Below are 12,236 nucleotides of genomic sequence, written 5' to 3' on the forward strand. Positions count from 1 at the left end.
ATAATCTTAACAGAAAAAGACCATTTACGCCATTATATGATATCTATCTCTGTGATAGGTTTTCTTTATGGCTAATTTAAAAGACCAGACGCAAGACGGCAATCAAGACCACTCCAAAGAGAACCGTTCCGACTAGATTGCGGTAACGAAAGGCTACCCAAGCTGTTGGAAAGACTGCTAAGAAGTCCAACCACTTGATTTGAGGAAGACTCCCAACCTTGCCTGTCACTACGCTTGAAAGAATCAAGGCAAAGATAATAGAAACGGGCAAGAACTTCAAAAAACGCTCAACGATTGCAGGCAAACCCTTATACTTGACCAAGATGAAGGGAATCATACGGGGAATCCAAGTCACCAAGCCAGAGAAAATAACTGCTAATAAAAGATACTTACTGACCATCTAAAACCACCCCCATTGTACAACCAAGTAGCGTCGCAAACAGAACAGCTAGCGACTGAGACACCACTGTTAAGAGTAAAAAGAAGGACACCGCAACAACTGCTAGGATAATGAGCAGATTGCGGACAGGAATCCGTCTTTGCATAATCTGGAATTGCGAAGCAAAAATCCCGATGAACATCCCAACCAAAGCAAAGTCCAGCCCAAAGATTTCTGGATTTGGCAGCAGGGCACCTAGAGCTGTTCCAACCACTGTCCCCACAAACCAAGCCACATAGCTGTTGAGATTGTTTCCGTGCATCCACATAGGATTGACCTTGTCTGTATGGGCCAATTCACCCATCAAAACGCCGTAAGTCTCATCTGTCAAGAGGCTAGACATACCGATATTTTGCCAGAGACTGGTATGACGGAAATAGGTTGACGCATGCAAGCTCAACAAAAAGAGACGCAAATTGATTAGAAAAACCGTCATAGCAATAGCTGCCACAGGAGCTTGAACCGCAATCAGTGCCAACATGGCAAACTGGGCACTCCCAGCATAAACAAAGAGGCTCATCAAGCCCATCTCTACAGGTGTCACATAGGGCGCACCAATAATCCCACAGGCAAGGCCAATACTGACATAACCAAGGGCCGTTGGCATGGCTGCCTGTGCCCCCTCCCAGAATCCTTTTTCTTTCATCTTTCTCCTCATATTGTCTTAATAAATGGGCTGAAAAGGCTCCAGCCACAGCATGAACTATTATAACACATTCAGGAAAGAGAAAAAAGTCTGTTGATTGTAATCAGACAGACTCCATTTTATTCCATAGTATCAAAAGCGAGACTTGGTTTTGCATTGAGATCCAAGCTTGCAAAGTTTTCTTTGTTCCACTCGCTGACGCTGGCGTAGGCAATCATACCTGCATTGTCTCCGCAGAGGCGCAGTGGTGGGATGATAACCTTGACATCTGTGATTTCAGCTGCTAGGCGTTCTCTGAGGCCTTTATTGGCTGCCACGCCACCTGCCACAACTAGAGTTTTAACAGGGTATTTCTCCAAAGCCTTCTTGGTTTTTGCCATGAGAATATCCAGGACAGCTGCTTGGAAGGAAGCACACAAATCCTCTGTAGACAGACTTTCTCCCTTTTGCTCAGCATTGTGATGAAGATTGATAAAGGCAGATTTCAAACCTGAAAATGAAAACTCCAGATTATCTTCCTTAATCATGGCACGAGGAAAATCATAAATATCCTGTCCCTGATGAGCTAGCTCGTCAATCTCACGACCGGCAGGATAGGTCAAGCCCATGACACGGCCGACCTTATCATAGGCCTCACCAACCGCGTCATCTCGCGTTTCCCCAACAATCTTGTAGTCACCAGCCTCAGAAACATAAACCAACTCTGTGTGTCCACCGCTGACCAAGAGGGCTAGCAAGGGAAACTCCAAAGGCTCCACGCTCTGAGCTGCCATGAGGTGACCAGCCATGTGGTTAACAGGGATAAGTGGAAGTCCATGTGCCCAAGCAAAGGCCTTAGCAGCTGACAAGCCAACTAGCAAGGCTCCGACCAAGCCTGGTCCATAGGTAACAGCCACAGCTGTCACGTCCTCTTCGGTAATCCCTGCTTCTGCCAGAGCCTCCTCGATACAGGCTGTAATGACCTCGACATGGTGACGACTGGCTACTTCAGGCACTACGCCCCCAAAACGTTTGTGACTCTCAATTTGACTAGCAATGACATTGGACAAGAGCTCATCGTCGTTTTTCAAGACGGCGACACTGGTCTCATCACAGGATGTCTCAAATGCCAAAATATATCTATCCTTCATCTATTTCTCTCTTCATGATGATGGCGTCCTCGACTGGATCATGGTAGTAGGCTACTCTCTCCGCGATGACTGCCATTTTTTCTTTCTTGTAAAATGCTTGCGCTCGGTGATTTGACTTTCTGACTTCGAGGAAAATCTCCTTGTCTGTCGGTAATTGAGCAAACAAGGCTGACGCAATTCCCTGACCCTGATAGTCTCCTTTAACAGCGATTTGCAGGACTTCTGCCTCAAAGATATTTTCCTGCACAGCTAGAAAGCCAATCACTTCTGCCCCATCATACGCCAGAGCATACCAAGTCTGGTCTTGGGACAGGTCTGCTTGGATTTGTTCCAGAGTCCAAGGACTGACTGGGTAAACAGCTGCCATGACAGCGTAGATGTCTTGAGCCAAGTCAGGTTGCTGTTGGATTCGTTTGATTTCTATCATAGGCGTTTAATGTAAGACTCGCCAGATTCAGTGTGATTCTTGAGCCAGTTTTCCTCAGCCTCGACACGCTTGAGGTAGTTCGGCACAAAATCATGCAAGGAGTCTGCTTCCTTGTCCCAGGCCCAGAGAGCTAGATTAGCTGCATTTGGCAAGGTTTCTTTGAAATTAGTCCTTGGCAAGTGTTCTTGAATCTGCTCCACAAAGGGGGCAACTTCTCCGACAAAGGTTACCTGACTAGCCCCCTTGATTAACTCAATCACTCGCTCAAAAGGCAGGTGTGCTTCTGGCATGACAGGTTTGGCATTTTCATAAAATCCCGCATAGACATTGTTGCGACGTGCATCCATCAAGGGAACGAACAAGCCCTCTTGTTGGTATGGCACCAGAGCCAAGAGACTCGACATACCAACCAACTCGATGTTCAGAGTGTGAGCTAAGGTCTTGGCAGTTGCTACCGCAATTCGCAAGCCTGTGTAGCTACCAGGTCCTTCTGCTACCACGATTCGGTCCAAATCCTTGGGCGTCCAGTCTAAACTTGCCATCAAAAAATCGATGGCAGGCATGAGGGTAATACTGTGATTTTTCTTGATATTAATCGTCGTCTCGGCAAGAACCTGCTTGTCCTCTAAAATCGCGAGAGAAAGCGCCTTGCTGGACGTATCAAAAGCTAATACTTTCATAACATATTCCTATCTTTTGGTCTGCTTACTATTATACTACAAAAGCTGGCACATGGAAATTTTCTTTATCCCCAAACAAAAAATGCCCCAACATGGGCAGGGCATCTAAGCATTTAATCCAAAGTAAAATACAAACCAAACTACATAGGTAACAAGGAGAAGAAAAAGCGAGTAGAGGAGCACAAAACTAATCTTCCATAAGAACTTGCTTTGTCGTTGTTCCAGTTTGGCAAATAGAAGATTCCCCGCATAAACGCAAGCAACAAAAACAATAAAAGCCACCAAGCGAGCTCCGATAGCAAAAGCAAATAAGTTATACATAGGGCAACCTCCTTGACTTAAAATCTATATGGAATTATGACAAGCGATAAATTTCACTTCCATTATCAAGATAACATATTTTCTTTATTTTTGCAAGCGCTTACTAAAGAAATCGTCCTGTGACTTTCTCGTTTCCGTCTTTTACTAATTTTTCATTTTGTGGTATAATTGAAATAATTGTAACGAATCAAGGTCAATCTAGACACAAAATGGAATGAAATCAAGCAAATCTATGCTAAAAGTTTGGAATAAGCTGACCTGTAAATAGAAAGGAACTATATGATTTACAAAGTTTTTTATCAAGAAACAAAAGAACGTAGCCCACGCCGTGAAACAACACGCGCACTTTACCTAGACATCGATGCCAGCTCAGAACTTGAGGGTCGTATCGCTGCTCGCCAACTTGTCGAAGAAAATCGCCCAGAGTACAATATCGAGTATATCGAACTCTTGTCTGACAAATTGCTAGATTACGAAAAAGAAACTGGCGCCTTCGAAATTACGGAGTTCTAATATGGCCTATACTCTTAAACCTGAAGAAGTTGGCGTTTTTGCCATCGGTGGTCTGGGAGAAATCGGGAAAAACACATACGGAATTGAATACCAAGACGAGATTATCATCGTCGATGCTGGGATTAAATTCCCAGAAGATGACTTGCTGGGTATCGACTATGTCATTCCTGACTACTCTTACATCGTAGACAATATCGACCGCGTCAAGGCTGTTTTGATTACACACGGACACGAGGACCACATCGGTGGGATTCCATTCCTACTCAAGCAAGCAAATGTCCCAATCTATGCTGGACCACTTGCCTTGGCTTTGATCCGTGGGAAACTCGAAGAACACGGTCTCTTGCGCAACGCCAAACTTTACGAAATCAACCACAATACTGAGTTGACCTTTAAAAATCTCAAGGCAACTTTCTTTAGAACGACTCACTCTATTCCAGAGCCTTTGGGGATTGTCATTCATACTCCTCAAGGGAAAATTGTCTGTACGGGTGACTTTAAGTTTGACTTAACACCAGTTGGTGAACCAGCAGATTTGCACCGTATGGCTGCGCTGGGCGAAGAAGGTGTTCTCTGTCTTCTGTCTGACTCGACAAATGCGGAAGTACCAACCTTTACCAACTCTGAAAAAGTTGTTGGTCAGTCCATCATGAAAATTATCCAAGGCATAGAAGGACGTATCATCTTTGCATCCTTTGCCTCAAATATCTTCCGTCTCCAGCAAGCAACAGAAGCCGCTGTTAAGACTGGACGTAAGATTGCAGTCTTTGGTCGTTCGATGGAAAAGGCCATTGTCAACGGAATCGATCTTGGCTACATCAAAGCTCCTAAGGGAACCTTTATCGAGCCAAATGAAATCAAAGATTATCCTGCAGGAGAAATTCTGATCCTCTGTACAGGTAGTCAAGGCGAGCCTATGGCAGCCCTCTCTCGTATCGCCAACGGAACCCACCGCCAGGTGCAACTCCAACCAGGTGATACCGTTATCTTCTCTTCAAGTCCAATCCCTGGAAACACTACTAGCGTCAACAAGCTGATCAACATCATTTCTGAAGCTGGTGTCGAAGTTATCCACGGTAAAGTGAACAATATCCATACATCTGGACACGGTGGCCAGCAAGAGCAAAAACTTATGCTCCGCTTGATTAAGCCAAAATACTTCATGCCTGTCCACGGTGAATACCGCATGCAGAAAGTCCATGCTGGACTAGCGGTGGATACTGGTGTCGAGAAGGACAATATCTTTATCATGAGCAATGGTGATGTGCTTGCCCTTACTACTGACTCAGCTCGTATCGCAGGCCATTTCAATGCCCAAGACATCTATGTTGATGGAAATCGTATCGGTGAAATCGGTGCAGCTGTCCTCAAAGACCGTCGTGATCTATCTGAAGACGGTGTCGTTCTAGCAGTCGCAACTGTTGACTTCAAATCGCAAATGATTCTGTCTGGTCCAGATATCCTCAGCCGAGGCTTTGTCTACATGAGAGAGTCTGGCGACTTGATTCGCCAAAGCCAGCGTATCCTCTTCAATGCAATTCGTATCGCACTGAAAAATAAGGACGCCAGCGTGCAATCTGTCAATGGTGCCATTGTCAACGCCATTCGCCCATTCCTCTATGAAAATACAGAACGTGAACCAATCATTATCCCGATGATCCTCACACCAGATGAAGAATAATACTCAATGAAAATCAACAAAACAGCCCCGTCCTCGGAGCTGTTTTTCTCTATGCTTTCTTTTCTTGATTTTTAGAAATACTACGATTTTTACCTTCCAGATACACCATCAAAATTGAAATATCTGCTGGGTTAACCCCAGAAATACGGCTGGCTTGGCCGATGGTTTCTGGATTGATCAGTTTGAACTTCTGACGGGCTTCTGTTGCGATAGAATCAATATCATCCCAGTCAATATTAGCTGGAATACGTTTTTCTTCCATGCGTTTCATCTTGGCAACCTGATCCATGGCTTTAGAAATATAGCCTTCGTACTTGATTTCTGTTTCAATCAATTCGATAATCTTGTCATCCAAGTCCTCTGCAGCTGGTCCGATGAAGGCTACCACATCTTGGTAAGACACTTCTGGACGGCGAAGGAATTCCTTGGCTGTCACCGCATCTGTCAACGGCTTGAAGCCCATCTCCTCAACCTTGGCATTGGTTTCTTTGACTGGCTTGAGTTTAATGCTGTCCAGGCGCTTCATCTCATTGTCAAATTGATTTTTCTTGATTTCAAATCGAGCCCAGCGTTCATCGTCCACAAGTCCAATCTCGCGTCCCATCTCTGTCAAACGCATATCAGCATTGTCATGACGGAGGATAAGACGGTATTCAGCACGACTGGTCAAGAGACGGTAGGGTTCAATGGTTCCCTTGGTCACCAAGTCATCAATCATCACCCCAATATAACCGTCACTACGCTTCAAAATCAATTCAGGCTTATCTTGGACTTTCAGAGCCGCATTGATCCCAGCGATAATCCCTTGGCCTGCTGCCTCTTCGTAACCTGACGTTCCATTTGTTTGACCAGCAGTGAAAAGACCTGAGATTTTCTTGGTTTCCAAAGTCGCACGCAACTGATGAGGCAAGACCATATCATACTCAATGGCATAACCTGTTCGCATCATTTCAGCATTTTCCAAACCTTTAATGGAATGAACCAAGTCACGCTGGACATCCTCAGGCAGACTGGTTGAAAGTCCTTGAACATAGACTTCCTCTGTATTGCGTCCCTCTGGCTCAAGGAAGAGTTGGTGGCGTTCCTTGTCCGCAAAGCGCACAATCTTGTCCTCAATCGACGGACAGTAACGAGGGCCCACTCCCTTGACCACACCTGTAAACATAGGCGCACGGTGGAGGTTGTTTTGGATAATCTCATGACTGGTACCATTTGTGTAGGTCAACCAGCATGGCACTTGGTCCTTGACATAATCCTCATCACGTGAAGTATATGAGAAGTGATTTGGCGCTTCGTCTCCTGGCTGAATCTCTGTCACGTCATAATTGATAGAAGAAGCCTTGACACGTGGAGGGGTTCCTGTCTTGAAACGACCGATTTCGAGGCCCAATTCCTTGAGATTATCAGCAAGGTTAATAGAAGCTAGGCTGTGGTTAGGACCTGATGAGTACTTGAGGTCTCCGATGATAATTTCCCCACGGAGGGCCGTCCCTGTCGTTACGATAACGGCCTTAGCAGCATACTCTTGATGGGTTGCTGTACGGACACCGACAACCTTGCCGTCTTCCACCAAAATCTCATCAATCATGGTTTGACGAAGGGTCAGATTTTCTTGATTTTCAACTGTCTTGCGCATTTCCTTAGAGTAAAGCTCCTTGTCAGCCTGCGCACGAAGGGCACGGACAGCTGGCCCCTTCCCTGTATTGAGCATCTTCATCTGGATGTAAGTCTTGTCAATGGTTTTGGCCATCTCGCCACCGAGGGCATCAACTTCACGCACAACGATCCCTTTGGCAGAACCACCGATAGAGGGGTTACAAGGCATGAAAGCCAGCATTTCAATGTTGATAGTCGCAAGCAAGACCTTACAACCCATACGACTAGCAGATAGGGATGCTTCTACCCCAGCGTGTCCCGCACCGATTACAATAATATCGTATTCTTCAGTAAAATTATAAGTCATATTTCTCTCCTATTCCTCAAGATGAATGTGTCTTAGTTGGCCGTCCCAATCTGGTAGGGCTGTTTTTAGAAAGGCTGGAACTAGCTGGATATTCTGGAGCTGATCCAAATCAATCCATTCACAGGGCTGACTTTTCTCATCTTCCTGCATGGTCAATGGAGCATCTTCAAGCAAATCCACCAGATAATGAAACTCAATGTTGTGATAGGAAACACCGTCTTGTTCAAAACGATTTTCAACCACAAAAGCTAGCTGCCCAGCTTGAGCTTTAACACCCAGTTCTTCCCTCACTTCACGGACTACCGCGTCTTCCGTGCTTTCATTGACTTGAATCGCACCGCCAATAGTATAATACTTGCCCTTATCTTTGGTAACTAGAATCTTGCGATTTTGGAGAATCAAAGCTGTCGCCCGAACACCAAAAACTGTATTTCCTACTTTTGTCCGAAAGTCTTGTTGAGTCATTCTTGTCCTTTCCTCTAAACGACACAAAAACAGTCAAAACTCCAAAGAAGTGCAGGACAAAAAGCCTGCAACATCCATGAGCTTTGACCATCATTTCTATTGCTTTTATTATTGTAGCAAATTGAGAAAATTTGTCAATCTAAATGTACTGACAAACTTGTCCATCGCGGTAGGCATTGTCAATCAAACCACCACCGAGACACTCTTCGCCATCGTAAAAGACAACTGCCTGTCCTGGTGTGATGGCGCGTTGCGGTTCCGCAAAGATGACCTCTGCCTTGTCTCCTTTGACATGCACTGTCACTTTAGAATCCGGCTGACGATAACGGAATTTAGCTGTGCATTCTAGCGTAAATTCTTCTGGCATATCACGAGTAAAGTGGACTTGACTGGCTTCTAGACTGGTTGACATGAGCGAGTCATGGTAGAAACCTTGCCCGACATAGAGAATGTTCTTACTTAGGTCTTTTCCGACAACGAACCAAGGGGCATTGTCACCTCCGTGTTGCCCACCGATACCGAGACCTCCACGCTGACCAATCGTATAGTACATAAGACCTGCATGCTCGCCCATATCGCGACCATCTACAATCATCATGCGACCTGGCTGAGCTGGCAGGTAGTTGCTGAGAAAGTTTTTAAAGTTCTTTTCTCCGATAAAGCAAATCCCTGTCGAGTCTTTCTTCTTAGCAGTCGCAAGGCCTGCTTCTTCTGCTAGTCTGCGAACTTCAGGCTTTTCCAAATGCCCCAGTGGGAACATGGTTTTTTGGAGTTGTTCTTGCGAAAGTTGGCTAAGGAAATAGGTCTGGTCCTTGCCATTGTCCACACCACGAAGCATGTGAACTGTTCCATCCTCATCACGCGCCACTCGGGCATAATGCCCAGTCGCTACATAGTCTGCCCCCAAGGTCATGGCATAGTCCAAAAAGGCCTTAAACTTGATTTCCTTGTTACACATAACATCTGGATTTGGCGTACGTCCTGCACGGTATTCCGCTAGGAAATACTCGAAAACGCGGTCCCAGTACTCTTTTTCAAAATTGACAGAGTAGTAAGGAATGCCAATCTGGTCTGCCACCGCAGCCACATCCTTGTAATCTTCGGTCGCCGTACAGACGCCGTTTTCATCTGTGTCATCCCAGTTCTTCATGAAGATACCGATCACATCGTAGCCCTGCTCCTTGAGAAGAAGAGCCGTCACCGACGAATCAACACCACCACTCATCCCCACGACAACACGTGTTTTAGAGTTATCACTCATGGTAAGTCTCCCATCTATTCGTTTATTCACGATTGAAGGTCGTGTGTGCTTCACGATTGAAGGTCGCTTGAGCAGTATTCATTATAACATGCTTGATTAGAGAAGACAAGAAAGAGGGTGATAATCTACGAACCACTGGTTTTTATTGATAAAAACTTTAGTCATCATCGTCTCTATAAAAATATTTTCTATACACTCTTGATAATACCAAAATTAATGCCAATATCATACCAAGAGCTATAATAATAGAATTTATTAGATTTATTTTAGTATATCCAATCACTAGTCCAATAATTGGACTAGCAGACATGCTTAGATATAATAAAAATGACAAAAAATGAATTTCACCAATTCCAGCAAAAAAATGTTTCATTTTAAATATCCCAATTTTACCTTTCATCTTTATAATTCACTAACAACTCTATTGAATTCTCTTTTTTTTGAAAAATCTTGATAGCAAATTTGCTCCACTTAATGCCACTAAGATTTCAATGGGCAAAAAATAGTAATCCCATATCAAATGAGAAATCAGCAATGTTAGAAATAGTATACAGTCAATATAACTATTCTGAAAATACTCTGTAATTACATAATACAGAAATGCCACAACCACTGCAATTAAAACAATCATCATAATACTATTATCCTGTCCTTCTCACTAACTCTATTTCCAAAACTTCATTTTTGGGGGACTTAGTAACGCAATTCCAATTAGCAATACACCTAATATAAATAAAAGTATTTCCCAAAATTTATTCTCAGTTTTAATAAAGATACCATATCTATCTCATTTCTTATTTTTAAATAATTCATACTCTTTTTCTCTGATAAAGGGAAGTGAGAAATTAGAAAAAATTAGTAGAATTGAAAATAGGTATCCATCTTTTTGCATTGCTAAAACATAGCCTAAAAATAAATAGACAATCAAATCTAGTACAAAAAGAGAAAATATCCTCCTTTTCATTACCTTACTTTTCTTAAAGATTCTGTTTAATAGAATCTTTATCGTAGTATCTACACAAATTTTTATCAAAAAGATAAGAGCCAATACACGATTATCAACGGTACCATGAAGAATAAATGGAAATATAGTTAATATAAAACTAGAAATCTCTAAATATTTTATCCAAGGAGATTGAGACATCTTACTTTTAAACTGACTGATTTTCCTATACTCGCTAGCTAATCTAGTATCAAAATCTTTACCAATTATATTAAAGATTAAGAACTCCAGGATAAAAATACTGATTAATACGATATAAGTAGAAACCTTTCCTGGGAAATATTTATTGATTAAAATCGGGAAACTCATTAACAGAATTGAGTTTATGGCTAGACAAATGGATACTATTTTAGTCTTCACATAATATATAGGTAACGATACTATTGAATAGAGAAACGCTAAAAAAATAAGCAAGAAATACTCAGTGCTGCTAATTAGCGGCGCCCTTAATGATAAAAATAGATAGGCCCCCCACACGATGATGTGTATTTTTCGAATCTGATCTACACTACTCATGCTTCTTCCTCTTATCCTTGGTTCCATTTTTAAACTATGTCAACCTTTTTCACAACTTTATTTCGACTTTCTTTTTTACTTTTTACATTGCTATGATACAATATTTTTAACAAAATTTTATTGTTTGTTAACTTTTTTCACGAAAAGGAGAAAATCATGCGTTATGATTTCGGAAAGGTCTATAAAGAAATACGTGAGTCAAAGGGGCTGACCCAAGAAGATGTCTGTGGGGGTGTTCTCTCAAGAACCAGCCTATCAAAAATCGAAAACGGTAAGACAACCCCAAAATATGAAAATATGGAATTTCTTCTCCGTCAAATCAATATGAGTTTTGAAGAGTTTGAATATATCTGTCAACTTTATCAACCAAGTCAACGTACAGAAATTATGCAAACCTATCTCAATATGCGTTCCATTATCGGGACCAGCGATCTTGTCAATTTAATTCAAAAATGCCAAGACTACCTCAAGACCCACCACGATCTCCCTGTAGAAGAAATCAGAGACATGCTTGAAGTTGTCATTTATATCCGTCAACACGGGACAGGGGAACTATCAGATCACGCAGAACAGGTTGTCAAGAAACTTTGGAGGAAAATTGAAAAACAAGATACATGGTATGAGAGTGATCTGAAAATCCTCAACACCATTCTTTTCAGTTTTTCCATTGATCACCTCCATCTCATTACTGGAAAAATCCTGCAACGCTTGGAAGTCTATAAAAACTACCAACATTTATATGACTTACGAATGGCAATCCTACTCAACCTTTCCACCATTTACTTATACAATCAAGACAAAAACATGTGTAAGCAAATCTGCTACACTTTACTAGAAGATGCCAAGAACAAGAAAAGCTACGATAGGCTTGCTATCTGCTATGTCCGCATCGGGATTTGTAGGGATGATGCTAAACTTATCCAAAAAGGTTTCTCACTTCTAGAGCTGACCGAGGAAACTTCTATGCTGTCTCATCTCAAAAAAGAAGTAGAGACCTATTATCAACCAAAGAAATTATAAAAAAGTCGAGGGGGTTCCTCGACCTTTTCATATTATTCTGTTCGTTATTTCTTAATACCAGTCGTTGTTAAGCCAGAAATTTTTAGCTCTGCCAAGCCACATGGTGTGCTTACTACTATGTGTCCATGTCACTATGAATCGCCGAACGATTTAACGAGAAAGTATGACTTT

15 protein-coding genes are annotated in these 12,236 nt (G+C 42.6%); 3 read left to right on the top strand and 12 right to left on the bottom strand.

Annotated elements, in window-relative coordinates:
* Nucleotides 1-76: 76 nt before the first annotated feature.
* From QM424_RS08305 to QM424_RS08330, 6 genes are all read right to left on the bottom strand, one after another.
* Entirely contained in the window at nucleotides 77-400 is a 324-nt protein-coding gene (locus tag QM424_RS08305) for an AzlD domain-containing protein (RefSeq protein ID WP_000253936.1), read from the bottom strand.
* Nucleotides 390-1,085: an AzlC family ABC transporter permease gene (locus QM424_RS08310; protein WP_219967145.1), complete on the bottom strand. Its 696-nt coding sequence runs from the start codon at nucleotides 1,083-1,085 to the stop codon at nucleotides 390-392. The genes QM424_RS08305 and QM424_RS08310 overlap by 11 nt, the downstream gene beginning before the upstream one ends.
* 119 nt (nucleotides 1,086-1,204) lie before the next feature.
* Nucleotides 1,205-2,215: a tRNA (adenosine(37)-N6)-threonylcarbamoyltransferase complex transferase subunit TsaD gene (gene tsaD, locus QM424_RS08315; RefSeq protein WP_261010132.1), complete on the bottom strand. Its 1,011-nt coding sequence runs from the start codon at nucleotides 2,213-2,215 to the stop codon at nucleotides 1,205-1,207.
* A complete protein-coding gene (gene rimI, locus QM424_RS08320) occupies nucleotides 2,205-2,642 on the bottom strand; it encodes a ribosomal protein S18-alanine N-acetyltransferase (protein ID WP_261046015.1) in 438 nt (145 codons plus the stop codon). The genes tsaD and rimI overlap by 11 nt, the downstream gene beginning before the upstream one ends.
* Complete coding sequence (gene tsaB, locus QM424_RS08325) at nucleotides 2,639-3,322, bottom strand: tRNA (adenosine(37)-N6)-threonylcarbamoyltransferase complex dimerization subunit type 1 TsaB (RefSeq protein ID WP_414394173.1); 684 nt, start codon at nucleotides 3,320-3,322, stop codon at nucleotides 2,639-2,641. Before tsaB ends, rimI begins: the two co-directional genes overlap by 4 nt.
* A 105-nt stretch (nucleotides 3,323-3,427) precedes the next feature.
* Entirely contained in the window at nucleotides 3,428-3,643 is a 216-nt protein-coding gene (locus tag QM424_RS08330) for a hypothetical protein (protein WP_414394175.1), read from the bottom strand.
* Nucleotides 3,644-3,922: 279 nt separating this feature from the next.
* On the opposite strand from QM424_RS08330, the gene QM424_RS08335 reads away from it, so the two are divergent.
* Nucleotides 3,923-4,156, top strand: coding sequence for a DNA-dependent RNA polymerase subunit epsilon (locus tag QM424_RS08335; protein ID WP_000639572.1), 234 nt, complete (start codon nucleotides 3,923-3,925; stop codon nucleotides 4,154-4,156).
* Nucleotide 4,157: 1 nt separating this feature from the next.
* The gene (gene rnjA, locus QM424_RS08340; RefSeq protein WP_414394177.1) at nucleotides 4,158-5,837 is read left to right on the top strand and encodes a ribonuclease J1; all 1,680 of its coding nucleotides are present in this window, start codon (nucleotides 4,158-4,160) and stop codon (nucleotides 5,835-5,837) included.
* Nucleotides 5,838-5,886: 49 nt separating this feature from the next.
* On the opposite strand, the gene mnmG is transcribed toward rnjA, so the two are convergent.
* The 6 genes from mnmG to QM424_RS08370 all read right to left on the bottom strand — a co-directional run bounded on the left by mnmG (nucleotide 5,887) and on the right by QM424_RS08370 (nucleotide 11,045).
* Complete coding sequence (mnmG, locus tag QM424_RS08345; protein ID WP_414394180.1) at nucleotides 5,887-7,800, bottom strand: tRNA uridine-5-carboxymethylaminomethyl(34) synthesis enzyme MnmG; 1,914 nt, start codon at nucleotides 7,798-7,800, stop codon at nucleotides 5,887-5,889.
* Between the two features lie 9 nt (nucleotides 7,801-7,809).
* Nucleotides 7,810-8,265, bottom strand: a complete 456-nt coding sequence (locus QM424_RS08350) for an NUDIX hydrolase (protein WP_203175656.1) — start codon at nucleotides 8,263-8,265, stop codon at nucleotides 7,810-7,812.
* 139 nt (nucleotides 8,266-8,404) lie between these two features.
* Complete coding sequence (mnmA, locus tag QM424_RS08355) at nucleotides 8,405-9,526, bottom strand: tRNA 2-thiouridine(34) synthase MnmA (protein ID WP_203175661.1); 1,122 nt, start codon at nucleotides 9,524-9,526, stop codon at nucleotides 8,405-8,407.
* Between the two features lie 157 nt (nucleotides 9,527-9,683).
* Nucleotides 9,684-9,899 (bottom strand): hypothetical protein, encoded by a 216-nt coding sequence (locus QM424_RS08360; RefSeq protein ID WP_261070801.1) that lies wholly within the window; start codon nucleotides 9,897-9,899, stop codon nucleotides 9,684-9,686.
* 48 nt (nucleotides 9,900-9,947) lie between these two features.
* Nucleotides 9,948-10,160: a hypothetical protein gene (locus QM424_RS08365; protein WP_261070781.1), complete on the bottom strand. Its 213-nt coding sequence runs from the start codon at nucleotides 10,158-10,160 to the stop codon at nucleotides 9,948-9,950.
* Between the two features lie 153 nt (nucleotides 10,161-10,313).
* Nucleotides 10,314-11,045 carry a hypothetical protein gene (locus tag QM424_RS08370; protein WP_414394183.1) on the bottom strand — a complete coding sequence of 244 codons (732 nt, stop codon included), beginning with the start codon at nucleotides 11,043-11,045 and terminating at the stop codon, nucleotides 10,314-10,316.
* Between the two features lie 156 nt (nucleotides 11,046-11,201).
* Between QM424_RS08370 and QM424_RS08375 the strand changes: the two genes are divergently transcribed.
* A complete protein-coding gene (locus QM424_RS08375; RefSeq protein WP_414394185.1) occupies nucleotides 11,202-12,065 on the top strand; it encodes a helix-turn-helix domain-containing protein in 864 nt (287 codons plus the stop codon).
* The last annotated feature ends 171 nt before the right edge of the window (nucleotides 12,066-12,236 follow it).

Source organism: Streptococcus mitis, from assembly GCF_047464945.1.
Classification (GTDB): Bacteria; Bacillota; Bacilli; order Lactobacillales; family Streptococcaceae; genus Streptococcus; species Streptococcus mitis_EA.

What these genes read in the sequence shown, in the direction of transcription:
- QM424_RS08305 (WP_000253936.1), bottom strand. Translation starts at nt 400, where the DNA reads ATGGTCAGTAAGTATCTTTTATTAGCAGTTATTTTCTCTGGCTTGGTG.
- QM424_RS08310 (WP_219967145.1), bottom strand. Translation starts at nt 1,085, where the DNA reads ATGAAAGAAAAAGGATTCTGGGAGGGGGCACAGGCAGCCATGCCAACG.
- tsaD (WP_261010132.1), bottom strand. Translation starts at nt 2,215, where the DNA reads ATGAAGGATAGATATATTTTGGCATTTGAGACATCCTGTGATGAGACC.
- rimI (WP_261046015.1), bottom strand. Translation starts at nt 2,642, where the DNA reads ATGATAGAAATCAAACGAATCCAACAGCAACCTGACTTGGCTCAAGAC.
- tsaB (WP_414394173.1), bottom strand. Translation starts at nt 3,322, where the DNA reads ATGAAAGTATTAGCTTTTGATACGTCCAGCAAGGCGCTTTCTCTCGCG.
- QM424_RS08330 (WP_414394175.1), bottom strand. Translation starts at nt 3,643, where the DNA reads ATGTATAACTTATTTGCTTTTGCTATCGGAGCTCGCTTGGTGGCTTTT.
- QM424_RS08335 (WP_000639572.1), top strand. Translation starts at nt 3,923, where the DNA reads ATGATTTACAAAGTTTTTTATCAAGAAACAAAAGAACGTAGCCCACGC.
- rnjA (WP_414394177.1), top strand. Translation starts at nt 4,158, where the DNA reads ATGGCCTATACTCTTAAACCTGAAGAAGTTGGCGTTTTTGCCATCGGT.
- mnmG (WP_414394180.1), bottom strand. Translation starts at nt 7,800, where the DNA reads ATGACTTATAATTTTACTGAAGAATACGATATTATTGTAATCGGTGCG.
- QM424_RS08350 (WP_203175656.1), bottom strand. Translation starts at nt 8,265, where the DNA reads ATGACTCAACAAGACTTTCGGACAAAAGTAGGAAATACAGTTTTTGGT.
- mnmA (WP_203175661.1), bottom strand. Translation starts at nt 9,526, where the DNA reads ATGAGTGATAACTCTAAAACACGTGTTGTCGTGGGGATGAGTGGTGGT.
- QM424_RS08360 (WP_261070801.1), bottom strand. Translation starts at nt 9,899, where the DNA reads ATGAAACATTTTTTTGCTGGAATTGGTGAAATTCATTTTTTGTCATTT.
- QM424_RS08365 (WP_261070781.1), bottom strand. Translation starts at nt 10,160, where the DNA reads ATGATGATTGTTTTAATTGCAGTGGTTGTGGCATTTCTGTATTATGTA.
- QM424_RS08370 (WP_414394183.1), bottom strand. Translation starts at nt 11,045, where the DNA reads ATGAGTAGTGTAGATCAGATTCGAAAAATACACATCATCGTGTGGGGG.
- QM424_RS08375 (WP_414394185.1), top strand. Translation starts at nt 11,202, where the DNA reads ATGCGTTATGATTTCGGAAAGGTCTATAAAGAAATACGTGAGTCAAAG.